Below are 24,406 nucleotides of genomic sequence, written 5' to 3'. Positions count from 1 at the left end.
TCTTTATTTGTTTAAAGATAATATTTTAATATTAATACCCTTTATTTTTATTTCAACGCCTTTAGCTATAATTTTAAGAAGAATAAAATATCAAATATATATTGGATATTTAAATATATTATTTAAGTTAGTTTTGGTATTAATATATATTTTTAATATTGTAAAAAATCATAATATAAACTTAAAAATTATGGTTTTTGAATTAATTGTTATAGTTTCATATTGTTTTTTTATTATCACTTTTTTAAGAAATTCAAATTACAGTATAAAAAAGAGTTCCTCTGATTTATTTGCTTTAATCAATAAAGACGAATTAACTCAATTATATAATAGACATTATTTGTCTAACGTTTTAGAAAAATCAAATAAGAAATTTTCTTTTGCTTTAGCGGATATTGATAATTTTAAACAAATAAATGATATATATGGTCATTCAACTGGAGATTTTGTATTAAAAGAAGTATCTAGGATTTTCAAAAAATATAAGAATGAGAAGCTAACAATTGTTAGATTTGGTGGAGATGAATTTTTATTTATTTTTGAATGTGATAATGAAAAAGAAATAATTCGTCTAATGGAAAAAATAAGAAAAGAAATAGAAGAAAAAGATTTTGGTCAAGATTTAAGAAGTGATAAAGTTTCAATCAGCTGCGGTGTGACTAAATGTTCTATTGTTAATTCTTGGAATGAAACCTTTGAAAAAGTAGATAAAGCCCTCTATAAAGCAAAAGAAGAGGGCAGAAATAGGGTTTGTTTTATAAATTAGTGTTTTTTTCACACCATTTTTCTATAAAAACTTTTGTTGATCTATTCATTTCTTTCATAAAATCACTTGAAAATTTCTTTATATAAAATTGGTCTGCAATTGTTCCTGTATTTTCAAATGGAAGAGTGTTGTTTTCTTTTGCTCTTTTTTCATGTTTAGAGTATGTTTCTACTAATTCTTCGTTGCTTTGATTTTTATAAATATCTTTGAAGAAAATAGTATCTATATTAGGTCTTACTAATGGGGTTTTTAACTGTTTTTTAGGTTTCCCAAAAATAAGCATAGTTGCAGGAACAGCATATTGAGGTAGATTTAATAATTTTTGAACTTCTTCGAAGTTTTCAATAATATCACCAACATAACAAGATCCATATCCTAAATCATCAATAGCTACAGTAGCTGTTTGTGAAGCTATTATTGTGTCTTGTAAAGCTAGGTGTAAATCCCCTAATCCTAAGTCTCTAATTTCTATACCTGTTTTAATATCAGATTTGCTATATTTAAAATATTCTATCCAACGGTGAAAATCAGCTAAAAAAACCCAAACATGAGGAGCTTTTTTTATCATTGGTTGATTATCACAAAGAATAGAAAGTTTCTCTTTAATATTTTCATCTTCGATTTCAATTATTGAATAAAGTGATAAGTTGCCAGCTGTTGGAGCTTGTAATGTAGCTTTTTTTATTAGATTTAAATCTTTAGAATCTATCTTTTCTTCTTTAAATGATCTGTGTGAACGTCTATTTAATAATTTGTCTATCATAATATTATTACTATACAAAAAAATAAGAGGCTTATAAAGCCTCTTGTTGTTTATTAATGGTTAATTACTCAATTACAGAGAAATCTTCTTTACCTGCTCCACATAAAGGGCATACCCAATCATCTGGAATATCTTCGAAAGCTGTTCCTGCTGGAATTCCACCATCTGGATCACCTACTGCTGGGTCATAGATATAACCACATAAGTCGCATTCGTATTGTTTCATTTTTTTTCTCCTTAAGACAGTTGTCTTATAATAAATATATTAGCAAGTAATATTGTAAACGGCAAGAATTTCTTGTAAAGTTTTACAAAATTTATGTTTAAAGGATTCTGGTTCTAATATCTCAACTGAAGAACCACATTGAATTATTCTTAGAATTAATTCAATAGAATTCTCTATATCAAAGGAATAAATGAAGTGGTCTTCATTTTCAATAATAGTTGGTGTTGTATGTTTTAAGTTATTAAATACGTTAATTGCAGAAATTTCTTTAACTTTAATTTTTAATGGTATTACATCTATTGGCTCGTATGTATTTTCCTGTAAAGGCATTTTAAAAGGTTTTAAGTTGTCAGGAATAGTGTAAGTTTGTTCTAAAATAATTGCTTTGGTAATAGTTGAAATGTCAATAGTAATCATTTCTGTTGTATGTCTTAATCTTCCTGTTACACTAATTGGGTTTCTACCTGTAGTTTCTTCTCTAAATCCTATAAAGTAAGGGGCTACTTCTGAAATCCTTTTTTTTCCATTTATTGTATGTTCTATTTTTACAATTCTACCTGACACCCATGAATCAATTAGTACGTCTAATATATTATTATATTTTGAATTTCCATTTTTATTTTGGATATCTTTGTCAATTTCTTCAGATAATTGAATAATATTATTACTAATTTTTGGAGCATATGATCTCATATTTAATGCTATTTTTCTTAATCCTGATGCTAGATGTGGATTTTGAAATTCAGAGCTTTTTGCTATTGCTTCAGCAGACATGTTAAATGCAAGACTTTCATATATGCTTAATTCTATATTTTCATCTTCATTCTTATCACTATTAATTTTAATTAAATTGTTTTCTTCATATACATCTATATATTTACTTAAATCAGTAACATATCTACTGATTGTAGATCTATGAACACCAAGTCTTCTTGCAATTTCTGCTCTTCTTAAACCTTCTGGATGAGAAAGTAGTAATAATTCTAATTGAGCGACTCGTTCACCTTTCATATTATTTGTCTCCTAAGATATATTGCAACTAAATGCAACAATTATACAATATCACATATAGAATAATTTGCAACAAAAAAACAACAAAAAGTACAAAAAAAAATAATAATATTTACACGTTATGTAGATTTTTGTAAAAAAAAATCAAAAAAGTATACAAAAAAGCAACTGTTTATAAAAAAATAAAGAATTCTAATTTCTATGATATAATTAACAAGAGGTGTAAATATGAAATTAGGAGCTTTTTCAATTAGTTTGACAGTTAATGATTTAGAAAAATCTATTTCGTTTTATACAAAACTAGGTTTTGTTAAATTTAAGGGAAGTGTTGAGCATAAATGGGTTATAATGAAAAATGATAATAGTGTAATAGGACTATTTGAAAAAATGTTTGATACTAATATTTTAACGTTTAATCCAGGATGGAATCAAGATGGAAATGAAGTTGAAGATTTTGATGATATAAGGGCTTTAAAGAAAAACTGTGAAGAAAGTGGTATTGAAGTTTTTACAGACAATGTGGAAAAGGCAGGTCCTTGTAGTTTTATGTTAAGAGATCCTGATGGTAATTTAATTTTAATTGATCAACATATTTAATTAATATTGAAATTACTAGAAATTTGTAATACTACTATTTGTATTAAGGAGTCAACTATAAAGAATTATGATTAAGAAAGAAAAATATAAATTAATACATTTTAAGTTTTTCGCCCCTAATCAAAAGGGCGTAAATCGTCCTAATAAGTTTATTTACAGTAGCTACCATAGCTTTACGATGAGGGAAACCTTCGCCCCTTTTCTTTTGGTAATATTCTCCAAGGACAGGATTCCAATGTACACAACTAGTGGCCATAATATAACAATACTTTCTAAGGATTTTATTCCCCTTTTTAGAGATTTTACCATTTTTAGTTACTTTTCCAGATTGATAAATAGTTGGATCTGTACCGATGAAAGCAATAAGTTTTTGATAGGTAGAAAATCTAGTAATATCTTCAACTTCAGCCATAAAGTGAGCTGCGGAAATATCACTAATACCTGGAATGGAAGTAATGATTTCAATTTCTTTAGAATGAATTTCTTTTTCAATATTTATAAGAGCTTTAGTAAAGAATTTATCTTCTTCACTAAGATGTTTAACTGTTTTAGCACTGTGAATAGTCATAGAAGCATGCAAAGCTACTCCAATGGATTCTTTAGAAATCTTTTTAAGAGTTTTAGCAAGTTCTTTATCTCTAGGTGTTACTTGTTTTCTACTACCCTTAATAGCTTTTTCAATTTGTTTATCAGTTGCATTAAGAACATCTTTAGCACAACCATAAACAGAGAGAAAGTTAAGCATAGAATCAGAGTAAACGTTAAATTTAAGCATTTCTGGGAAGGATACAGAAAGATTGCCTTTAAATCTAGTTTTTGCTTTAGCAAGATCTTCGCTATTTGCAAGGCGACTTCTAGAGAGTATTTTGCTTTCTGTTTCCAAGGCAGAGCTCCTTCCTTCAAGTTGGACTTCAGGCCTATTGGCAAAGGAAGCAATAAGCACAGCATCCAAAGGATCTGTTTTAGTTTTCCGTCGTGTATTAGTAGATTTATATTTACTAATTAAACTGGGATTAATTATATAGGCCTTCCTGTTTTGATTCAATAAGAAATTATAAAGAGGAAGATGGTAAGAAGCCGTTGATTCCATGACGAAGGTACTATCTTTGTTAATATGGGGAGATGATAATAAGAATTTAAATCCTTCAACGCTCATGTCAAAATGGTCTTCTGAGATATAACACCAGTGTTCCCTAGAACACAAAATGTAGCCGACTTACTAGCAATATCAATACCAACGATACTCATAGTAATAAACCTCCTTTAGGTTAGAAATAAGTGGTTCCATTTTCCAATCTCCCGAGTGAATGAAGCTACAAGGCTTAATCAACCAATAGGGAAAAGCTGGGACCCGAGGACAGACTCCTTAGGAAGCTACAAGGCTTAAAGTGAAAAAGGTCCTCTGTCCCACAATTATACATTAGGTATAATTAGATATCATCTTTAATTAGGTGATAATTCGAAATTAAATATATTGGTATTATACCAATAAAAATATTAGGAGATGTGATATGAAAGAAAATAAAATAGTTGAATCCTTAGAAAAAATAGAGATTAAAATTTCATATACGGAAGAAATTGTTGCACAATTAAATGAAATTGTAACAAATCAACAAAAAGAAATAGGGATATTAAATAATCATATTAACAAATTAGAGAAAAAAGTTGCTGAACTAATTGAGGAAAGTGAATCTGGAGATCTCCCAAATAGAAGACCTCCTCATTATTAGAATTAATTACTTTTTTCCCAAACAGATTTTGCTTCAAAAACTGATGTATTTTTTCCAAGATTATCTTGTCGTACTAATTTATGATAAAAAGTTGCATTATTTTTTTGTAATGCATTTAAATCCTCACTGGTTGTAACTATTTCTACATTGTCATTTAAAAAAGTTTGTTTTAACCACGATACGTCTACAGATTTAATTTTATAATCATTTCTATAATCATTTGGCATTGATCTTAATGCCCATCTAACATAAGAAATATTATTTACATGATGATTAAAATCAGTATCAGAATAATTTATGTTAGGTTTTCGTTTAGAGATTATATGGTTTTCATCATTAATTATATCTCTTTTATGAATATAAAATTTTTCATCTTTAGTTACTTTTGGAAATCCAAAAACATCTAGAATCTTATCAGGTTCAATTGGTCTTTGAGTTTTTAAATCAATAATTGCCCATAAAGTTGTAGCTTTAAAAAGTAATTCACCATCACTATTTTTTGCTTGTATTATTCTTGGCACAAGAACTCTTCTATATGGTTTTTGAGCCCAAGTTTCAACAATAACTTTTTCTCGCCATTTTGGGTATTTATATATATCTATTTTTTCTCTTGAGATTACCCAGGTTAATCCTATTTTTTGAAGATCAAATATAGATGAATTTAAAATTGTTGCATGGGTTGCTGCAACTTCTTGAACAACTTCAAAAATCCAATCCAAATTTACATTTGCATGTACATCACAATTTGAAGAATAAGGAATAAAAGATTCATTATATATATTGTTTTTTATATAACCAACATTTTGTATTTTGCTATTCATATGAGAGACCCCTCTTAAAAAAAATACTATAAATATTTATTCTATTCAATAATTTATAAGAATAAAGTATTTATATAGAGAAGAACTGGAATAGTTATTACACAAACAAGTGTTGATAAACCTAATAAAGATGAAGCATATTTTTCGTCTCTATTAAATTTTAATGAAAAGGTAGTTGTTGTTGCTCCAACAGGACATGCCATTGCAATTAAAATAATATTTTTTATCATATCCGTTGTATTTACTTTGATTAATAGGAAAATAATTAATAAAGGAATTAAAACATTGTGAATAATTAGAATATAATATCCTCTACTATTTGAAAACATGCTTTTAATGGGGTTCATCATTATTGTAGCACCAACTATAAGAAGTGCTAGTGTAGCATTCATAGAACCAATTGATGTCATTGGTATTAATAAAGTATTTGGTAGTCTAATTGAAAAGAAATAGCAAAACAAACCTAAAAAAATAGCTATCATATTTCTTCCAGAAAAAATCTTAATTAGTTTTTCTTTTATTGGTAACTTAACAAGCATACTAATACCATAAGACCAACAGATTAAGTTAAAAGCTGTGATAAATCCAGTACAATAAAAGACTCCTATTGATCCATATAATGCAGACATTAAAGGAAGGCCAATAAATCCACAATTAGTATACATAATAGCCATTCTTTCTACTAAATAATCTCTTTTATCTGATTTTTTAATAACAATTAATGAAACTATAATAGCAACAATAATTGAGAAAATAGATAGGCAAAATGTGACAACTAAGCCTTTTACTTGCTCTGGATTATAATCTCTTTGATAAGATGTAAATATTAATAAAGGACTTACTATTTCTAGTAGAACATTTGTAAGAGTTTTTAATCCGGAATCAGAAATTATTTCTTTTTTATAAGAATAAGCACCTATAACCAAAATGACTAACATTTGAATTATTTGTAAGCTAGTTTTTGTTGCTATTTCCATTTATTTATTCTTCGCGTCTGTAAAAACGTAATATGCTTCTTCCATATTTTCTTTCATCATAATTTACTAAATCACCTATTTTTTCTGGCCATTGAGATTTTTCTTCACTAGGGTAATGTATAATAAATAATCCACCTTTATTAATTATTTGGGATTTAGCAATTAATTCAGTAAGTTCCACTTTTCCACTCATTGGAAATGGTGGGTCTGCATATACAATATCATAAGAAATTTTTGAGGTTGGAATAAATCTTTTTACATCAGCCATAAATAATTTTATCGGAGTTTCAACAAATGATATATTTTTTAATATTACTTGTTTTTTACCTCTATCTTTTTCAACTATATGGACAGGTTTTGCACCTCTTGAAGCAGCTTCAATTCCAACACATCCACTTCCTGTGAATAAATCTAAAAAGGAATAATCATCCAAATTTCCTAAAATTGAAAATAAAGATTCTCTCATTCTATCCATAGCAGGTCTAATAACTCCTGGAGGGCAAGTTACAATTCTTCCTCGATATTTTCCACCCGTAATTCTCATATTACCTCTTATTTTTCTTCAAAAGGGTTTGATTCTTTTAAAACTCTTTTTATAATTAGATTTTCTATATTAATAAAGTTTGGATCTTCTAATAATATTTTATCACAATACTTTCTTGCTATTTTAATCATTTTCAAATCATTTACAAGAGACGCAAAGTGTAAACGTAAAAAACCTGATTGTTTTGTACCTAAAATATCTCCAGGCCCTCTTAAAACTAAATCTTTTTCTGCAATTGTAAATCCATCGTTTGTCTCTCTCATAACTTTTAAACGTTCTTTACCTAACTCACTTATATTATCATCAAAAACTAAAAAACTATATGATTGTAAAATAGAACGTCCAACTCTTCCTCTAAGTTGATGAAGTGCAGATAAACCAAAGATATCTGCATGTTCTATAATCATGCAAGTTGCATTTGGAACATCTATCCCTACTTCTATTACACTGGTAGATACTAAGTAGGAAATTTCTCCTTTTTTGAATTTATTGAGTATTTTTATTTTTTCATCATCATCTATTTTGCTGTGTAATAGAGCTGAGGGAATATTGGGATATTCTTTTTTTAAATACTCAAACATATTTGTAACATCTCTTAATTCTTGAGAACCTGAATCATCTATCCTTGGATAAACAAAATAAGCTTGATGGCCTCTTTTAAATTCTACACCAATGGCCTCATACATTCTCTTTCTTGATTTTTCACTTACAAGATGAGTTATTATAGGTTTTCTTCCCATTGGTAAATTTTTTATAGTTGATACATTTAAATCCCCATATACAGTTAAAGCTAGGGAGCGAGGAATAGGTGTTGCACTCATCATTAAAATGTTTGGCTTTATGCCTTTTGATAAAAGTTTTTCTCTTTGATTTACTCCAAATCTATGTTGTTCATCTATGATGATATATCTTAAATTTTTAAATTCTACATTATCACTAAATAAAGCATGTGTTCCTATTAATAATTGGATTGTGTTATTTTTTATTCCTTCTAAGATTGGTTTTCTTTGTTTTTTACTTACAGAACCTGTTAATAAAGCTATTGATATACCTAAAGGTTCTAATAGTTCAGCCGCATTTTGGGCATGTTGATTTGCTAATAGTTCAGTTGGTGCCATAAACGCTATTTGATGTTTTTTAGAAATTTCATGTAAAGCTGAAGCCCAAGCTATTAATGTTTTTCCTGCTCCAACATCTCCTTGTAGCATCCTATTCATAGGTGCACTTTTATCTAAATCATATCTAATTTCTTTTAAAGAGTTTAATTGATCGTTTGTCAATTTAAAAGGTAAGTTAGATATTAATTTAAGTTCTAATTCTGAAGGTATACTTTTAATATTTTCTTTTGTGGTATGTATACTAATATCTTTTCTTGCAATTATTTGCATATAAAAAAGTTCATTAAATGCTAAGGTTTCTCTTGCTTTATTTAAATTTTCTTTGTTTTTAGGAAAATGATATGATCTTATTGCTTTATCAAAAGGCATAAGATTTAACTCATCCATTATATATTGGGGTAGTTCATCTTCAAATTTAATAGGTTGAGATAACACTTCAATTATATTCTTTTTAATTAATTTTTGAGTTAATGATCCTTTAAGTGGATATAATGGTATTATTTGTCCAAATGGAGGAGGAGGATTATCTATATCTTTTATTTCAAATAATTCAAAACTTGATGCTTGTAGTTCACCATTGTGAGAATAAACGGTAGCATATAGATAATATAATTTATCTGTTTTTATTATTTTTTGTAAGAAATTTCTACCAAAACAAAGAAGACTTAGTGTTCTATTTCCAAAATAACTTTCAACTTTGATTTTTAAAGTTTTTCCACTTTTTGAAAACGCTCCAAAAAAAGAATGTGATTTAATTAATACAAATGTATTAACTTGAATAGCTTCGTTAAAATGTTTAGGTAAATTTTCTAAATTAATAAGTTTAGTTCTATCTTCACGATCTCTAGGGGTTAAATATAGTAAATCTCCATAACTATTTACCCCTAAAGATGAATAACTATCTTTAGCGGAATTTCCAACACCTTTTAAGTTATTAATTTTAGTTGAATAATTCCTTATAAACATTTTATACCTTTATAAGCTTAACAAATATGTAATTATATAGGTTATTATTGTACGTGTTAATAAATAAAATAAAATAGTTACACCTGTACTTACAATAAGTAATATTCTATCAGATATTATTTTTCCAAAGAAAAATACTTTTTGAACCCAATTTAAATATCCACCAATTATTCTCTCTAAAGAACGAATAAAGTTTATAGTATTAGGGCCTCTTTTATAACATAAAACTAATCTAATAATTATTATTGCTGTAAAAATAAAGAAGAATGGTGATAATAAATATGACCAAAGAGTATTTAATATTAGTGCAACAATAATATATAAAGATATTTCACCAGTTGTTCCAAATAGTGTTAATATACTTTGAATTATTGAGAGAAGTGCAAAAGCTAAAAGAGGTGTAAAATCTATATTTTGAGTTTTTAAAATTTTTACGTTTCTAAATAAATTTAAATAAGGATCTACTATTTTCTTTAAGTAAATAAGAATTGCGCTTTGGTTGATATGAGACATACTACCAAACCAAGATAATAAAATTCTAATCCAAATTAATAAATTATAAAAAGATAATATCTGAGCAAGTACTAATGAAACTTGCATAAAAATTGTTGTTTCTTGCATTATTTTTCCTTTTTTTTAATTAAACCAAACATCAATAACTTCTGGTCTATCATTTAATTGCGAAATAAAATCATCACTATATTTTACATTAAATACTACATTACATTGTATGTTAATAGGAGAAGTTTCTTCATTTTGGGATTCTTCTTCATCTTCAATAAAGTCTTTTTGCATTATTAACCTTAAATTGAGATCTCCTGAATTACTCATTATTAATTGTTTTAAATCATTTAATCCAATTTCTTTAGCTATATTGTAATTGATTCGAATATTACATGTTGATAATGCAATAGGTGGTAATTCTTTTGGATCAACAACCTTTTCTATATCAAAATCAATTTTACTCTCATCTTTGTAATTCTTTTTAAATTTACCAATAAACCCATATATATTATCTACTTCTAAGTCATTGTTATATTGTTCATATTTCTTATTAAATAAACCGCTTTCAATAAGTCCATTCTGGTCTGCTAATTGAAGAAATGCCATTTTCTTACCATTCTTTGAAGTAAATTCTCTTTTGCTCGTTAGCGTTGCAACTAATGCAGTTGTTTTATTTAATACAAATTGCTTTGGTTTTGATAAATCAAAAATTACACTATTTCTAATTTCTTTTTTATATGTGTCTAATGGATGGCCTGATATATAAAAGCCTAATAGTTCTTTTTCTCTTTCTAGTTTTTCTAAAATATTCCAATCTTCAAGTATAGGTATTTCGAAATCATTATAACTTTCTTGTTCAAAATCATCGAATAAACTCATTTGACCCATAGCTTTATCTTCAATAATTCCTTGTGCAAATTTAACTGCTTCAGGTAAAGCTTCTAATAATGAAGGTCTATTCATTTTCAAGGAGTCAAAAGCTCCAGCAGTAATCAATGATTCAAGTAATTTAGAATTTAATACTTTTGGATTACTCCTTTCTAAAAAATCCATAAAGCTTTTATAGTCTCCGTTTAATTCTCTTTCTTCAATGATTTTTCCAACAGCGACTTCACCAACATTTTTTATACCTGCAAGTCCATATACTATTTTATTATTTACTACACTGAAACTTTTTTCAGAATAATTTATAGAAGGTGGTAATATTTCTAAACCCATGCTTTCAGCAACACTTAAATATTCCTTAAACTTATCAGGATTATTCATTTCATTTGTTAAGTTTGCTGCTAAGAATTCTGCAGGATAATTTGCTTTTAGAAAAGCTGTTTGATATGCAACAACAGAATAGGCTACAGCATGAGATTTATTAAATCCATATCCAGCAAAAGGCTCTAACATTTCAAAAATCTCTATAGCATGTTCTTTTGAATGACCTTTTTTTGCAGCTCCCTCAATAAATATCTTTTTTTGAGCTTCAAGTTCATAAACTTTCTTTTTACCCATGATTCTTCTTAAGATATCAGCTTGGCCTAATGAGTATCCAGCAATTATTTGAGCAACTTTCATAACTTGTTCTTGATAAACTATAACGCCATATGTTGTTTTTAGTTCATCTTCTAAAGCCGGATCTGCATATTTTATTTCCCCTCTTCCATGTTTACCGTCGATAAATTGAGGAATGTATGCCATAGGACCTGGACGATATAATGCATTTAAGGCAACTAAATCTTCGATGTTAGTTGGCTTTGCTTGTTTTAGGATTTTTTGCATACCTGCAGATTCAAATTGGAAAACACATGAAGATTCTCCATTTTGTAGCATTTTGAAAGTTGGTTCATCTTCTTCATCGATTGTTTCTATTTTAAAATCTTTATTTTTCTTATGTATCAACTCAACACAATGTTTAATTAAGGTTAAAGTTTTCAAGCCTAAGAAGTCCATTTTTACAAGTCCACATTCTTCAATTAAGTCCATCGTATATTGAGAAGAAACTGCATTAGTTTTAGGATCTTTATAGAGAGGTACATATTCAGTTAGTTCTTCTCTTCCTATAACAACACCTGCAGCATGAGTTGAAATATGTCTATTTAACCCTTCTAGCCTTTCCGCAACATTGAATAATGTTTCAAAAACACCACCTTGTGCTTTTATTTCTCTAAGTTCTTCACTCATTTCAAGAGCTTTTTGAACACTCATTTTTCTTTCATCTGGTATTAGTTTAGCAATTCTATTTGCTTCTGAAAAAGAAATATCGAGAACTCTAGCACAGTCTTTAATAACTGCTTTAGTTTTTAAAGTACCAAAGGTTGCAATTTGAGCAACTTTTTCAACTCCATAATAATCTGTAACATAATCAATTACATCACCTCTTCTTTCTTGGCAGAAGTCGATATCGAAGTCAGGCATGCTAACCCTATCAGGGTTTAAGAATCTTTCAAAAAGTAGATTATATTTCATTGGATCTACATCTGTGATACCTAAAGAATATGCTACTATTGATCCAGCACCTGAACCACGACCAGGACCAACTGGGATATCATTTTGTTTTGCCCAATATATATAATCTCGAACAATTAGGAAATATCCTGGAAATTCCATTTTGATAATTATATTTAATTCATATTCTAATCTGTCTTCATATTCTTTAGGCACAGGATGATATCGTTCTTTTAATCCTTCCTTTGATAAATGTATTAAATATTCAGATTCACTCTTAAAAGGCTCAGGTATTGTTGATTCAGGTAAAATAGGACCTGGAAAATTAATTGTAAGATTACATCTATTAGCAATTACATTAGTATTTTCTATAGCAGAAGGGTAGTCTTTAAATAGTTCAGCCATTTGGTCAGGACTTTTGAAATAGAATTCTCTTCCATCAAATCGCATTCTTTTTTCATCAGATAATTTTGCACCGGTACCAATACATAGTAAAACATCTTGTGCAAGCCAATCCGTATCTTCTATATAGTGAATATCATTAGTACATACTAAAGGAATATCTGTTTCTTTTGCTATTTGAGCAAGTAAAGGATTTGTCCTTTTCTGCTCTTCAAGATTATGATCTTGTAACTCAAGATAATATCTATCATCATCAAAAACGCTTTTATACCATAAAGCTCTTTTTTTTGCTTCATCATATCTGTTGTGTTTTAATAATTGTAATATTTCACCTCCTAAACAGGCTGATAAGCATATTAATCCTTCATTATATTTTTCTAATAATTCGTCATCAACTCTAGGTTTTTTATAAAACCCTTCTGTGTAGGCAATAGAAACTAATTTGATAAGGTTTTTATAACCTGTTTCATTCATTGCTAATAATATTAAATGATATCTTTTAGTATCATCTTCAACGCCTAAGCGTTTTTTTAAAGTATGTCCTTTTGGATTAGTATAAACTTCACAACCAATAATTGGATTAATATCTTCTTTTTTACAAGCGGTATAAAATCTTAATGCACCAAATAAATTTCCATGGTCAGTAATAGCTAAACTTTTCATGTTATATTTTTTTGCTTTTTCTATATATCTGCTTATTGGCGCAGCTCCGTCTAATAAGGAAAAGTCTGTATGATTATGAAGATGAACAAATTCTGTCAATATTGTCTCCTATAGTTTGTCATTGTATATTTTTTATTTGTCATTTTTATCAAATAAGTTTTTTGAAGGAGTTATTTGATAAAGCGTTGATTGTAATATTCTTTTAGCTCGCTCTTTTTGTAAAGGGGTACCCCCTTCAATATTTTTATCTATTTCAGAAACTAGCTTATTTGAAATAGAATTCACTGTTTTTGGAATAATAGGTATTTGAGCGCCTTCTAATTCTGATGAAATAAAAGAAGTAAAATATATTCCAGATTTAGGGAAAGTGAAACTCATTTTTACATTATTTATAATAGTTTGATTAATGTTAGCACCAAAAGCCAATATTACTGATTTTTCAGGGTTTTTTATTGGAGAGTCGATACAATAAAATCTTTCAAAGTCAAAATGATTTAAAGGTATTCTTATTTTTTTTACAAGAGAATTTTTTTCAATTAGTATATTATTATTTTTATACATTTTCTCAATTGGAATAATTTTAGAAATAATTTTATTTTTAGATAAAGAAAGTAATTCAATACTTGAATCCATACAAGCAAGTGTTCCAGCTAGAGAATATCTAATATCTTTAGTGCATAATGCACCACCAATAGTAATTTGATTTCTTATTATATGTGTTGCTGTATTGCTTAATGTGTCTAATAATAAATCATTAAATGCTAAATTACCTATTTCTAATAATTTATTAGTAGTTACCATAGCTCCTACTTCTACATATTTTATATTTCTAGTAACTTCAAATAACTCTTTTATTTTTTCTAATGATATTATTACTTGAGAAGATGAGGAAGGATATAGTTGTTTATTTTGCATAAGGTGTGTACCTCCTGCAAAAAGGATGTTGTCAGAATTTTTTAGAATTTCTTGGTGTAATTCATTAATTGTTTCTGGAATGATTAATTTTTGATTTTTATAATACACGTCTTTTTATCCTATCTTCTAATGCTTTAATTACAATTGTATATAATTCTTTTGAAGTTAAGCAATTACAATGATTAATTGAAAATTCTTTTTCTGCTGAATCAAAATCTATTTGATTTTTAGAATCTTCTTCTAAAGCTTTAGTAAGAAATTTTTTACTAAAGTCATCCATTTTATTATCAATTCTCTTTGTTTTAGCCTTCAATAATAAAGATTCAATAATTAGTGTTTTTGCTTCATAACAGTTAGGACAAGGTTCGTAACCAAGAGAATCATATGTTCTTCTTATATTTCTATAATGGGCACTTTGCTGAAAGGTATCAAAGGTTGTTATAGTTTTTCCTTGAAGTTTAAATGCCGGAATTAAACAGCTTATTACTGGTTCATTATCTAAAATAACTAAAGCATTACCACAAATTATATCAGAGCTTTTTCTAATTGGAAGATTAACATCTAAATCTTCATATAATATTTGAGATAAAGGTTTCATTTCATCGACTATTAATTCAAAAGCTGTTTTATTAAGTTTTAAAGCTAATTTAATCATTCGATTTCTCCATTTTTTCTAATATTATATCACTTGTAATTGGAAGAATTGTGTTATCTGTGTTTAATGCCATTTCAATGGCTGTATTAAAAGCAGCATATATTACCCCTCTAAGTCCAGATGTAATGCTATCACTTATTTTATCAGTATTTTGATTTAGTTTTATAGTTAATTGGAATTTGTTTCCTTTTGCTATTTTTGCTCCTAGTTCATCTAATGTGTTTAATATTTCTACTTTCATATTTGTTTTATAGCTTTTTTCATTAACTAGATTTCCAACAGAACAATTAATATTTACACTAAATACTATTGGTTCTAAAGTAATTGGATCAATGCTAACTTCCATAACAATAGCTACCCAAGTATCACTTTTAAATAGAGGAGCTTTTGTTGTTTTTTTAGTTTTTCCTAAACTAACACTAATAGGAAGACCTTCTAGAAATCTTTTTTCATTAATTTTATCACAGGCTAATCTAATTTGTTCAGACATAATTTTACTGTTTGCAGATAATGTGCAAGGGCCACTATCAATAAGTTCTAGACTGTTTGTACAAAATGTTACGTTATTTTTATCAACATCAAGTTCTTTATAAATAATATCTTTCCATAGCTCACTTGTTTTACTTGAATTATAAAAAGAGGTATTTATTTCAACTTTTCCATCGAAATTAAGCGTTAATTTAACTTTAGGAGAAGAGAAATTCTCATTGTTAGAAGAAAAGCCACTAATACTAGGGCCAATAGCTAATCCTATACCTCTTGCATAAGGGGTAAATGTTGAGAAATTACGATCAATTGCTGAATTAACTTTATATGCAGCATATTTTCTATTATAAAAACTTTCATCAACTAAATTACTAAGGTTTTCTTTTGGTGTTTGTATATTATCTATATCTAAAACCTTTTTGTGAATAGAACTTTCATAAAAACTCTTATTTATCCATAAAAATGGCGATAGTTGTAAAAAATTACCTAATTTTGTTGTATGGATTTGAGTAGCTGCTAAAGCGTTTTCATAACCTAGTCCTCCATAGAAATTAGCAGGAGCTAAAGATGTATGTAAAAAAGTAAAGTTAATTAAAATTGCTTTTAAATTATAATAAGGTATTAATCCAGCTATTAATTGATTGCACATCTCTTTATGAAAAATTGACGTAGACCCTTGGTAGATATTTACATCTATTTTTTCTATTATTGTACGTTTATTTTCTTTTTCAATCCAAGTTTGTTTTTCAATCTCAATTTTAGGTCTTGAATTAGAAATGTTGTCATGAAGATATATTACTTTTTTTGTTTTTATTGCGGCTAAGGCTGCAATACTTGTAAGAATAGCAGGTTGGATTAATAATTCATCTTTTAAAGAATATGCTTTCTCCTTGTGAATAATTATCTTTTTTTTATTGTATCCACATATGTTACTTATATTATTAATTATTAAAGATGGCCATTGTGTTGGCGTGTGTACATTCAATATATCGTTATCTAAATCTACTATAATTTTTGTAGTGTTATAAGTTGTAGAATTAATTCTATCAAATGTTATTTTTGAATTAAATGATTTATATTTCTTATCTTCTTCTAAAGTTGTATTATTTCTCTCTTGTATTTCTTTAAAGGTAGAGTCAAAACCACCTTTTTTGTATGTGAAATTAATGTCTTCTTGACTTTTGATATTTTCTTTTTCTCTTTCTTTATACTCAATAATGATAGAAGATGAAATTTGTTCTGCTTTTTCAAGAGTAGGTGCAAAAATTGCATAAAGAGGCTGTCCTATATATGTAATATATGATGAAGCAAATAAAGGAATATTTTGTTTTTGAATCTCTATAATATTAGATCCTGTAATATCTTTAGGAAATATTAGTAAGCAATCATCAGGTATTTTTGGTAAAGTAAATTGTGGATTTTTATTAATACCTTCTTTTGCCTTTACTACAATACCATGTAAAAAGTCTTTGTTTTTTAATGAAAATTTTATATTTCCCATGACGTCCTCTTTCTAATAAAGAATAGCATGAAAAACTCATGATGGAAACTAGGAAAGTTTTATAACTTTTGTGGAAAAATAGTAAATTGTGTTGTACCATATGTGATATGAATAATAAAGATAAATTATTAGAAGAAGTTAAAAATATAAGTGATAAACTAAGAGCTTTTCAAAAAGCTTATTACGTTGATGCAAATTCCCAAGTTAGTGATTTAGAATATGATAGATTATTTGATCGATTAGTTGAAATTGAAAGAGAATATCCAAGTTTTAAACTTGAAGACTCTCCCACACAAAGAGTTGGTAGTGATTTAGACTCAAATTTTGAAGAAGTAGAACATAGTATTCCTGTTTTAAGCTTAGATAAGTCATATAGTGATAATGAGGTTTTATCTTGGATTACAAAATGTCAAAATAAAGTTAATAATGATTTAAATTTTGTTTTAGAACAAAAAATAGATGGAATTTCTATAGTTCTATATTATGAAAAAGGACTATTAGTTAGAGCTGTAACTAGGGGTAATGGTTACATCGGTAATGATGTTACAAATAATGTAAAAACTATAAAAGAAGTTCCTCTTCGTTTAACACAAGAAGTTGATGTAGCTGTTAGAGGTGAAATTTATCTAGAAAAGGCAGTTTTTGAAAAAGTGAATGCTGAGCTTGAACAACCTTTTGCAAATCCTAGAAATTTATGTGCTGGTACAATTAGAAGAAAAAAAAGTAGTGAAAGTGCAAAAATACCATTAAATATATTTATTTATGAAGGATTTTTTGAAAATTCTGATTATTCTTTTAATTCTCATGTTGAGATTTTAGCAAAATTAAAGGAACTTGGTTTTAGAACAAATCCTAATATTTGTGTGTTTTCGAAAAGTAGTGATAATGCAAAGAACCTATTGGCAAAATATGAAATGGACGGTAACTTTTTAAGTTTTGATGATATCAATATTGAAATTGAAAAAGAAACTGAAAATAGAAATGGTTTAGAATATGAAATTGATGGGTTGGTAATAAAAGTAAATGAGATTAATGTTAGAGAAACATTAGGTTATACTGTACATCATCCTAGATGGGCAATGGCTTATAAATTTGAGTCTCCTTTTTCTCAAAGTGTAATTAAATCTATAGATGTTCAAGTTGGAAGAACTGGAAGACTTACTCCAGTTGCTAGGATAAAACCTGTTGAAATTGGAGGCTCTACTGTAAGCAATGTAACTTTACATAATCAACAATATATTGATGAATTAGAATTAGCTTTAGGAGATATTGTTGAAGTTAGTAAAAGAGGTGATGTAATTCCTGCAGTTGAAAAAGTAATAGATAAAAACGAAGAAGGTAATACAACCTATAAAATGCCTGAACAATGTCCTATTTGTTCAACTCCTGTTGAATTAATTGGTTCTCATACTTTTTGTCCAAATGAGTTTTGTCCTAAACAGATTTTTGGCCGTCTTGAGTTCTTTGTAGGAAAAGGACAAATGGATATAGATACTTTAGGTCCAAAAACAATAGAAACTCTATTAGAGTTGGATTTAATTAAAGATGTTCAAGATATTTATAGTATTAATTTTGAAAAGTTAAGTTCACAAAAAGGTTTTGGCGATAAAAAAATTAAAGGTATTATAGATGCAATTGAAAAAAGCAAAGAACAACCTTTTAGTAGAGTTTTAATTTCTTTAGGTATTCCAGAAGTTGGTAAGAAAATTGTTGATATGTTATTAAAAAATGGTATTGATTCAATAGATACTTTATATAGTGTTGTGGATAAAAAAGATAATGAGTTTTTATGTAATATACCACTGATAGCTGAAAAAACTTCTACAAATATTATTGAAACTTTAGATAATCCAATTATGAGAGATAGAATTGCTGCTTTAAAAAAAGCTGGTTTAAAAATGAAAGTTGAAAATGAAAACAATATGATTGATCATTCTTTTAGTGATCAAGTTTGGGCAGTAACTGGTTCTTTTAAAAATTATAATCCTAGGACTTTAGCCTTGGAGGAAATTGAAAAGAGAGGGGGAAGAACAGTATCTTCACTTTCTTCAAAAACTACACATTTGCTTTTAGGAAAGGGCGGAGGAAGTAAAAAAGCTAAAGCTGAGAAATTAAATATTCAAATTGTTGAGGAGCCTGAGTTTATTAAACTATTGGGTAAAAAAGATATCAATGATGAAGAAACTATTTATGAACAAGGTGAATTGTTTTAAAATTTATGAATAAATATACAAAAAAACGTATAAACCTGTAGAAAAATAATCATTTTTTTTATAATTTTATAAAAAATTAAGAGATGGAGAGACAAGAAATGAATGAATTAGCTAGAGAATTGAATGAAATTTTAGAAGGTAGTGTTGTTTATGACTTACTATCAGATTATGGGAAAAGAATGTATTTCCCAAAAGGAATTGTAGCCCAAAGTGCTCAAGCGAGAGCTAAAGCAACAAGATATAATGCTACAGTAGGTCAAGCTTTTAAACAAGGAACACCTTTGTTTTTAGAAAGTATTTATGACAATTTTGATAAAGAAAAAATGGGACCAGCAGATATTTTTACATATGCACCAGGTGGTGGACTTCCTAAGTTAAAAGAGTTATGGAAAGAAGATATGCTAGAAAAAAATCCTTCACTAGTTGGAAAATCTTTTTCTTTACCTGTTGTTACTGGAGGTTTAACTCAAGCATTATCGATTACACTAAGATTGTTTTTAGATGAAAGTGATTCTGTAATCTTACCTCATTTATTTTGGGATAATTATGATTTAGTTATTAGAGAAAATGTAAATGCTTCATTTACAACTTTCCCATTATATGATGACAGTTTGACTGCTTTTAATGTTGAAGGTTTTAAAAAAGCTATTAAAGAAAATAAAAGTGAAAAAGTAGTTGTTGTATTAAACTTCCCTAATAACCCAACAGGTTATACTCCAACTAATGATGAAATGGATAAAATAGCAAATATTTTAATTGAAGCGGCTGATAATGGCAAAAAGGTTTTAGCAATTTGTGATGATGCATATTTTGGATTATTTTATGAAGAAAATACTGCAAGAGAATCATTATTTGCAAAAATAGCAGATGCACATGAAAATCTTTTAGCTGTTAAAGGTGATGCTGCAACTAAAGAAGCTATGGTTTGGGGCTTTAGAGTAGGTTTTATTACAATTTCAACAAAGAATTTTTCACAAGAGCAATATGATGCTTTTAATAAAAAAGTTTTAGGTAGTATTAGATCTTCTGTTTCTAACTGCAGTAAACCTTCACAAAGTTTATTAATAAAAGCTTTAGAAGATAAAGATTCTTACAATAAAGGAAAAGAAGAAGCAAGAGTCGAAATGGAAAAACGTTATCGTCTAATAAAAGATAAATTAAAAGAAAAAGAAGGCGTAGAGTATTTAAAACCTCTTGCATTTAATAGCGGTTATTTCTTATCATTTGAATGTAAAGGTGAAGTTGAAGACTTGAGACTTTATTTATTAGAAAAGTATAATATTGGGGCAATAAATATTATGAATAAAGTATTTAGAGTAGCTTATTGTTCTGTAGATACTGAGAAATTATCAGATTTATTTGATATAATTTATAAGGCAGCAGGAGAGCTATGGACTTAAAAACTAAAATATATTTAATTAATTCCGAAAATGAAAAATTTATGGGAATAGGCGTTGTTTGGTTACTAGAAGAAATAAAAAAGCATTCTTCTTTACGAGCTGCGGCAAATGAAATTGGCATTTCTTATTCTAAAGCTTATTCTATGATGAATATGCTAGAAAATTCATTAGGAAAAATTATTTTAGTAAGAAGACGTGGTGGTTATTCAAGACAAGGTGCTTATTTAACTGAATTTGGAGAAGAATTTCTAAAAGCTTATAAAGCTTTCCATAAAGAAATAAAAGAGATAACAAAAGGTCCTTATGATAAATTTAATGATGAAATAGATTCGTTATTAAGTAAATATGATAAGGAAGGTAATGAATTATAAGATTTATAAATTCCTTTATCATTATCGATAGAGGAATTTATGTTTTTATATTAGGAGCGTTTTTATGAAAAAGAAGCCAGAGGGTCTACAATATAATTTTGATATCACTAATTTAGGTGAGCCAAAATTAGCAACACCTATTATCATGAGTGATAACAGCGGAGATGGTCAAGCAGATTATGTTAGTGATGATGATAGGGTATTCTTTAGTGTTGAATCACAACTTGATGACAATGGAAATCGTGTTCCATTAATTAAAGATACTGTTGAAAAAGCTGGCCCAAGAAAAAAAATATATTTTAATCCAGCTCATGTGCATGCAGCAATTACAACTTGTGGTGGGCTTTGTCCAGGTTTAAATAATGTTATTAGATCTGTTGTAAGATGTTTTTGGTATAGATATGGTGTTAGAAGGATAAGTGGAGTTCAATTTGGATATAGGGGCTTGTTAGAAAATTCCCCTTGGCCTTTAATTCCTTTAGATCCCGATGTTGTGGATGATATTCAAGAAAAAGGTGGTACAATTCTAGGTTCTGCTAGAGGTGGTGGAATGCAAGTAGATGAAATTGTTGATTCACTTGAAAGATTGAACATTAATGTTTTGATTTCTGTTGGTGGTGATGGAACGCTTAGAGGTGCTTACGATATTGGAGAAGAAATTAAAAAAAGAGGATTGAAAATAGCTGTTATTGGAGTTCCTAAAACTATTGATAATGATTTATCTTTTATTCAAAGCTCTTTTGGTTTTGATACTGCAGTTGGAGCTGCTGTTCCTAGTGTAAGAGGCGCTCATATAGAAGCAAAAAATTCAATTAATGGTATTGGTCTTGTAAAAGTTATGGGTAGAGAAAGTGGTTTTATTGCAGCACATACTTCTTTAGCTCAAAGTGATGTAAATTTCTGTTTAATTCCAGAAAATCCTTTTGATTTGTATGGACCAAATGGTTTATTAGCACATTTAAAAGAAAGATTAATGACTAGAAAACATGCTGTTATTCTTATTGCTGAAGGTGCCGGTCAAGATTTAGTTCCAGCAACTGGACAAAAAGATGCCTCTGGTAATGTTAAGTATGCAGATATAGGGATTTTCTTAAAAGGTGAAATTAAAAAATATTTTGACGAAGAGGGTTTAGAAGTAAATGTAAAATATATTGACCCTTCATATATTATTAGAAGTGCACCTGCTAATTCTTTTGATTCTATATATTGTGCAAGACTTGGAGCTCATGCTGTACATGCAGCAATGGCTGGTAAAACACAATGTTTAATTTCTCAAATAAATAATAGATTTTTACATATTCCTATAAAGCAAGCAGTATGTAAAAGAAATTATGTAGATATTGAAGGAAGTTTATGGAGAGATGTATTAGAAAACACTCGTCAACCTTTTTCAATGAAGAATGATAGTAAAATAGATTTATAAATTAAGTAAAACGATAAATTTTTATTAATTTAATGTATTTTTTAATAAAAGGGGTTGAATAAAAAAAATATTTTAGGTATCTTACGCCTTGTAAGAGGATAATTCAGAAATGAATTTTCTCTTCAACCTCCTTTTGTTTTGCCTCGGTAGGCTTTTACCTCCTTTTAGTCTACTGGGGATTCTTTTTGCCCATTTTACTAGAATGAAATTGAAATCCCAGTGCTAAATTGAAGATCACTATAACTAGATTCAGTTGGCTGTATTGTTTTATTAAAAATAAATGATAATGTAGTTATATTAGAAATCGAAATATATTTATTAGTATATAATTTGTAATCTATACCTGAATAAACTACATGTTTCATTGAATAAATACCGTTTTTAAAAATCATATCTCCATAATTAGGTTTTCCATCATTAGTGGTAGTACCATCATTATTGATATGAGTAGCTGTATATATATCAACTTCACCTTTTAATAATAAATAATAATAAGTTATGATATTAAATTTATCTATGACATTATATTCTGCTTGTAATTTAAAAGCTAAGGAGTCTCCTCCTTCTTCAAATCCTATAAAAGTTGGCTCAATTACATAACTTTGATTAATTACAAATGTTTTTGTAAAAGTAATAAAATCAACTTCATCTCTTCTATATAGACAAGGAGTAGCTATTAATGCTTCTGCACTTATATTTAATATATTATCATTAAGTATAGAAGTGTACCTTAATCCTGTTGAAAAGCCCCAAGCCGCTGATTGACTATCATCTTCATTTGGAGCTCTTGCTTGATCTAAAACAAATTGAGAATACCAAGATATATTATTAAAAAGGTAAAAATCAGTCTCTAAAGAGGCTATAGCATTGAACATACTTCTATTATTAATATTATGATAAATATAAGCTGGGTTAAAATATAAGAAGGAAAGAATTTCATTTTGATACATAACATTTTCACTTATAGCAAATCTAAAATTAGTTGTTGGTTTAAATTCTAAGCGATGAGTAAAATACATTTTAACTTCATCATCAATATTTTCTCCACTTTCTGTTTGTGTATTATAGAATGCAACAGTATTATTTAAATTAAAATTTTTTGAAAAATATTTATAATTTATATAGTTATTGATTAAATGATCATCAAATATAAAATTGCCAATTATACTATTTCCCCATTCTAAAGTGTCTTTTGAATAATTAAAATTCCAATTTTCTCCACCTACAGATAATAAAGCTCTTTTGGGTGTGTCAAAATCTATATATTTACTAGCAAGAGGTATATTAGTACTAAATAGATTGTTATATTGATTTGTTAAGATGTTATAAATAACATCTGAATTATTAGATATTGTTCCAATTCCATCAGGAGCATACTCATCAAAAAAGTCACTGTTTTCAATATAATAAAGACTATCATCACTTGGTTCATATTTTCCCATTTGATATTGCATTTCGCAGGTTGTGTACATGATTTCATCAACATTAATATCTAATTCAAGTTTTAATAGTGGTAATCTATTTTCTTGATCATAAATCCAATCTCTATTAGTTTTAATATCAGTATCATTATAATGTGCGTAGATTTCTAAAGCTGTAATTCCATTTACATCTATGGATGATTTATCATCTAATTTGATGTCTAAATCTTTTTCATTAACTAAATTTAAAAGATAATTAAAATATTTAATGCTAGAAGTATTTAGTTTATTATAATCAATTCCATTCAAATATATTCTCATTTGGCTAATTGAATATGGTTTAGCTGAAGTTGGTGGAGCACTATTAGTTAAAAGATAAAGATAATCTATATATTCATATGCCTTATCTTCTAAAGGCAAAATTTGTTGATCTTTAGAAGATAAATTAAATGAAAGACAAATGAAAATTGCTATTAGTATTAATTTTTTCATAATAA

At 27.7% G+C, this 24,406-nt stretch carries 21 protein-coding genes; 7 read left to right on the top strand and 14 right to left on the bottom strand.

What is annotated here, in order from left to right; translation table 11 throughout:
* Window positions 1–190 precede the first annotated feature (190 nt).
* A complete protein-coding gene (locus ACPKM0_RS09430; protein WP_472475393.1) occupies window positions 191–766 on the top strand; it encodes a GGDEF domain-containing protein in 576 nt (191 codons plus the stop codon).
* On the opposite strand, the gene ACPKM0_RS09425 is transcribed toward ACPKM0_RS09430, so the two are convergent.
* The 3 genes from ACPKM0_RS09425 to ACPKM0_RS09415 form a co-directional block, all read right to left on the bottom strand.
* Entirely contained in the window at window positions 756–1,529 is a 774-nt protein-coding gene (locus ACPKM0_RS09425; RefSeq protein ID WP_472475392.1) for a nitroreductase family protein, read from the bottom strand. The two genes, ACPKM0_RS09430 and ACPKM0_RS09425, sit on opposite strands and share 11 nt — an antisense overlap.
* A gap of 64 nt (window positions 1,530–1,593) precedes the next feature.
* Window positions 1,594–1,755 (bottom strand): rubredoxin, encoded by a 162-nt coding sequence (gene rd, locus ACPKM0_RS09420; protein ID WP_472475391.1) that lies wholly within the window; start codon window positions 1,753–1,755, stop codon window positions 1,594–1,596.
* Between the two features lie 39 nt (window positions 1,756–1,794).
* Window positions 1,795–2,766, bottom strand: coding sequence for a helix-turn-helix transcriptional regulator (locus ACPKM0_RS09415; protein WP_472475390.1), 972 nt, complete (start codon window positions 2,764–2,766; stop codon window positions 1,795–1,797).
* A 228-nt stretch (window positions 2,767–2,994) separates the two neighbouring features.
* On the opposite strand from ACPKM0_RS09415, the gene ACPKM0_RS09410 reads away from it, so the two are divergent.
* Window positions 2,995–3,363, top strand: a complete 369-nt coding sequence (locus tag ACPKM0_RS09410) for a VOC family protein (protein ID WP_472475388.1) — start codon at window positions 2,995–2,997, stop codon at window positions 3,361–3,363.
* Window positions 3,364–3,454: 91 nt separating this feature from the next.
* On the opposite strand, the gene ACPKM0_RS09405 is transcribed toward ACPKM0_RS09410, so the two are convergent.
* Window positions 3,455–4,519, bottom strand: a complete 1,065-nt coding sequence (locus tag ACPKM0_RS09405; protein WP_472475387.1) for an IS110 family RNA-guided transposase — start codon at window positions 4,517–4,519, stop codon at window positions 3,455–3,457.
* Between the two features lie 355 nt (window positions 4,520–4,874).
* On the opposite strand from ACPKM0_RS09405, the gene ACPKM0_RS09400 reads away from it, so the two are divergent.
* Window positions 4,875–5,093, top strand: a complete 219-nt coding sequence (locus ACPKM0_RS09400; protein WP_472475386.1) for a SlyX family protein — start codon at window positions 4,875–4,877, stop codon at window positions 5,091–5,093.
* A gap of 2 nt (window positions 5,094–5,095) precedes the next feature.
* Here ACPKM0_RS09400 and ACPKM0_RS09395 read toward each other — a convergent pair whose 3' ends face one another.
* From ACPKM0_RS09395 to ACPKM0_RS09355, 9 genes are read right to left on the bottom strand one after another with little or no spacing between them, the layout of a single operon-like run.
* Window positions 5,096–5,914, bottom strand: coding sequence for an acyl-[acyl-carrier-protein] thioesterase (locus ACPKM0_RS09395; RefSeq protein ID WP_472475385.1), 819 nt, complete (start codon window positions 5,912–5,914; stop codon window positions 5,096–5,098).
* A gap of 53 nt (window positions 5,915–5,967) precedes the next feature.
* On the bottom strand, window positions 5,968–6,891 hold the full coding sequence (locus tag ACPKM0_RS09390; RefSeq protein ID WP_472475383.1) for an AEC family transporter: 924 nt from the start codon (window positions 6,889–6,891) through the stop codon (window positions 5,968–5,970).
* Window positions 6,892–6,895: 4 nt separating this feature from the next.
* Window positions 6,896–7,435 carry a 16S rRNA (guanine(966)-N(2))-methyltransferase RsmD gene (rsmD, locus tag ACPKM0_RS09385; RefSeq protein ID WP_472475382.1) on the bottom strand — a complete coding sequence of 180 codons (540 nt, stop codon included), beginning with the start codon at window positions 7,433–7,435 and terminating at the stop codon, window positions 6,896–6,898.
* Window positions 7,436–7,443: 8 nt separating this feature from the next.
* Window positions 7,444–9,519 (bottom strand): ATP-dependent DNA helicase RecG, encoded by a 2,076-nt coding sequence (gene recG, locus ACPKM0_RS09380; RefSeq protein WP_472475381.1) that lies wholly within the window; start codon window positions 9,517–9,519, stop codon window positions 7,444–7,446.
* A gap of 9 nt (window positions 9,520–9,528) precedes the next feature.
* Window positions 9,529–10,140 carry a YggT family protein gene (locus tag ACPKM0_RS09375; protein WP_472475380.1) on the bottom strand — a complete coding sequence of 204 codons (612 nt, stop codon included), beginning with the start codon at window positions 10,138–10,140 and terminating at the stop codon, window positions 9,529–9,531.
* A 15-nt stretch (window positions 10,141–10,155) separates the two neighbouring features.
* Complete coding sequence (dnaE, locus tag ACPKM0_RS09370; RefSeq protein ID WP_472475378.1) at window positions 10,156–13,623, bottom strand: DNA polymerase III subunit alpha; 3,468 nt, start codon at window positions 13,621–13,623, stop codon at window positions 10,156–10,158.
* A 33-nt stretch (window positions 13,624–13,656) separates the two neighbouring features.
* Window positions 13,657–14,547, bottom strand: a complete 891-nt coding sequence (locus tag ACPKM0_RS09365; RefSeq protein ID WP_472475377.1) for an FAD binding domain-containing protein — start codon at window positions 14,545–14,547, stop codon at window positions 13,657–13,659.
* A complete protein-coding gene (locus tag ACPKM0_RS09360) occupies window positions 14,537–15,094 on the bottom strand; it encodes a (2Fe-2S)-binding protein (protein WP_472475375.1) in 558 nt (185 codons plus the stop codon). Before ACPKM0_RS09360 ends, ACPKM0_RS09365 begins: the two co-directional genes overlap by 11 nt.
* A complete protein-coding gene (locus tag ACPKM0_RS09355) occupies window positions 15,087–17,081 on the bottom strand; it encodes a xanthine dehydrogenase family protein molybdopterin-binding subunit (RefSeq protein WP_472475374.1) in 1,995 nt (664 codons plus the stop codon). Before ACPKM0_RS09355 ends, ACPKM0_RS09360 begins: the two co-directional genes overlap by 8 nt.
* 107 nt (window positions 17,082–17,188) lie before the next feature.
* Here ACPKM0_RS09355 and ligA point away from each other — a divergent pair, with 107 nt between their 5' ends.
* The 4 genes from ligA (at window position 17,189) to ACPKM0_RS09335 (ending at window position 22,488) form a co-directional block, all read left to right on the top strand.
* The gene (gene ligA, locus ACPKM0_RS09350; protein ID WP_472475373.1) at window positions 17,189–19,294 is read left to right on the top strand and encodes an NAD-dependent DNA ligase LigA; all 2,106 of its coding nucleotides are present in this window, start codon (window positions 17,189–17,191) and stop codon (window positions 19,292–19,294) included.
* 98 nt (window positions 19,295–19,392) lie between these two features.
* Window positions 19,393–20,694 carry an aminotransferase class I/II-fold pyridoxal phosphate-dependent enzyme gene (locus tag ACPKM0_RS09345; protein WP_472475371.1) on the top strand — a complete coding sequence of 434 codons (1,302 nt, stop codon included), beginning with the start codon at window positions 19,393–19,395 and terminating at the stop codon, window positions 20,692–20,694.
* Window positions 20,685–21,065: a winged helix-turn-helix domain-containing protein gene (locus ACPKM0_RS09340; protein WP_472475369.1), complete on the top strand. Its 381-nt coding sequence runs from the start codon at window positions 20,685–20,687 to the stop codon at window positions 21,063–21,065. The genes ACPKM0_RS09345 and ACPKM0_RS09340 overlap by 10 nt, the downstream gene beginning before the upstream one ends.
* A 64-nt stretch (window positions 21,066–21,129) precedes the next feature.
* Entirely contained in the window at window positions 21,130–22,488 is a 1,359-nt protein-coding gene (locus ACPKM0_RS09335; protein WP_472475368.1) for an ATP-dependent 6-phosphofructokinase, read from the top strand.
* 197 nt (window positions 22,489–22,685) lie between these two features.
* Here ACPKM0_RS09335 and ACPKM0_RS09330 read toward each other — a convergent pair whose 3' ends face one another.
* Window positions 22,686–24,401, bottom strand: coding sequence for a hypothetical protein (locus ACPKM0_RS09330; RefSeq protein ID WP_472475367.1), 1,716 nt, complete (start codon window positions 24,399–24,401; stop codon window positions 22,686–22,688).
* Window positions 24,402–24,406 lie beyond the last annotated feature (5 nt).

It is taken from the genome of Pleomorphochaeta sp. (genome assembly GCF_050031695.1).
GTDB lineage: Bacteria > Spirochaetota > Spirochaetia > Sphaerochaetales > Sphaerochaetaceae > Pleomorphochaeta.
This window is presented reverse-complemented; position numbering and strand designations above follow the sequence as displayed.

Bases quoted from the DNA above. Each gene is read 5' to 3' on its own strand.
- ACPKM0_RS09430 (WP_472475393.1), top strand. From the start codon at position 191: ATGGTTTTTGAATTAATTGTTATAGTTTCATATTGTTTTTTTATTATC.
- ACPKM0_RS09425 (WP_472475392.1), bottom strand. From the start codon at position 1,529: ATGATAGACAAATTATTAAATAGACGTTCACACAGATCATTTAAAGAA.
- rd (WP_472475391.1), bottom strand. From the start codon at position 1,755: ATGAAACAATACGAATGCGACTTATGTGGTTATATCTATGACCCAGCA.
- ACPKM0_RS09415 (WP_472475390.1), bottom strand. From the start codon at position 2,766: ATGAAAGGTGAACGAGTCGCTCAATTAGAATTATTACTACTTTCTCAT.
- ACPKM0_RS09410 (WP_472475388.1), top strand. From the start codon at position 2,995: ATGAAATTAGGAGCTTTTTCAATTAGTTTGACAGTTAATGATTTAGAA.
- ACPKM0_RS09405 (WP_472475387.1), bottom strand. From the start codon at position 4,519: ATGAGCGTTGAAGGATTTAAATTCTTATTATCATCTCCCCATATTAAC.
- ACPKM0_RS09400 (WP_472475386.1), top strand. From the start codon at position 4,875: ATGAAAGAAAATAAAATAGTTGAATCCTTAGAAAAAATAGAGATTAAA.
- ACPKM0_RS09395 (WP_472475385.1), bottom strand. From the start codon at position 5,914: ATGAATAGCAAAATACAAAATGTTGGTTATATAAAAAACAATATATAT.
- ACPKM0_RS09390 (WP_472475383.1), bottom strand. From the start codon at position 6,891: ATGGAAATAGCAACAAAAACTAGCTTACAAATAATTCAAATGTTAGTC.
- rsmD (WP_472475382.1), bottom strand. From the start codon at position 7,435: ATGAGAATTACGGGTGGAAAATATCGAGGAAGAATTGTAACTTGCCCT.
- recG (WP_472475381.1), bottom strand. From the start codon at position 9,519: ATGTTTATAAGGAATTATTCAACTAAAATTAATAACTTAAAAGGTGTT.
- ACPKM0_RS09375 (WP_472475380.1), bottom strand. From the start codon at position 10,140: ATGCAAGAAACAACAATTTTTATGCAAGTTTCATTAGTACTTGCTCAG.
- ACPKM0_RS09360 (WP_472475375.1), bottom strand. From the start codon at position 15,094: ATGATTAAATTAGCTTTAAAACTTAATAAAACAGCTTTTGAATTAATA.
- ACPKM0_RS09355 (WP_472475374.1), bottom strand. From the start codon at position 17,081: ATGGGAAATATAAAATTTTCATTAAAAAACAAAGACTTTTTACATGGT.
- ligA (WP_472475373.1), top strand. From the start codon at position 17,189: ATGAATAATAAAGATAAATTATTAGAAGAAGTTAAAAATATAAGTGAT.
- ACPKM0_RS09345 (WP_472475371.1), top strand. From the start codon at position 19,393: ATGAATGAATTAGCTAGAGAATTGAATGAAATTTTAGAAGGTAGTGTT.
- ACPKM0_RS09340 (WP_472475369.1), top strand. From the start codon at position 20,685: ATGGACTTAAAAACTAAAATATATTTAATTAATTCCGAAAATGAAAAA.
- ACPKM0_RS09335 (WP_472475368.1), top strand. From the start codon at position 21,130: ATGAAAAAGAAGCCAGAGGGTCTACAATATAATTTTGATATCACTAAT.
- ACPKM0_RS09330 (WP_472475367.1), bottom strand. From the start codon at position 24,401: ATGAAAAAATTAATACTAATAGCAATTTTCATTTGTCTTTCATTTAAT.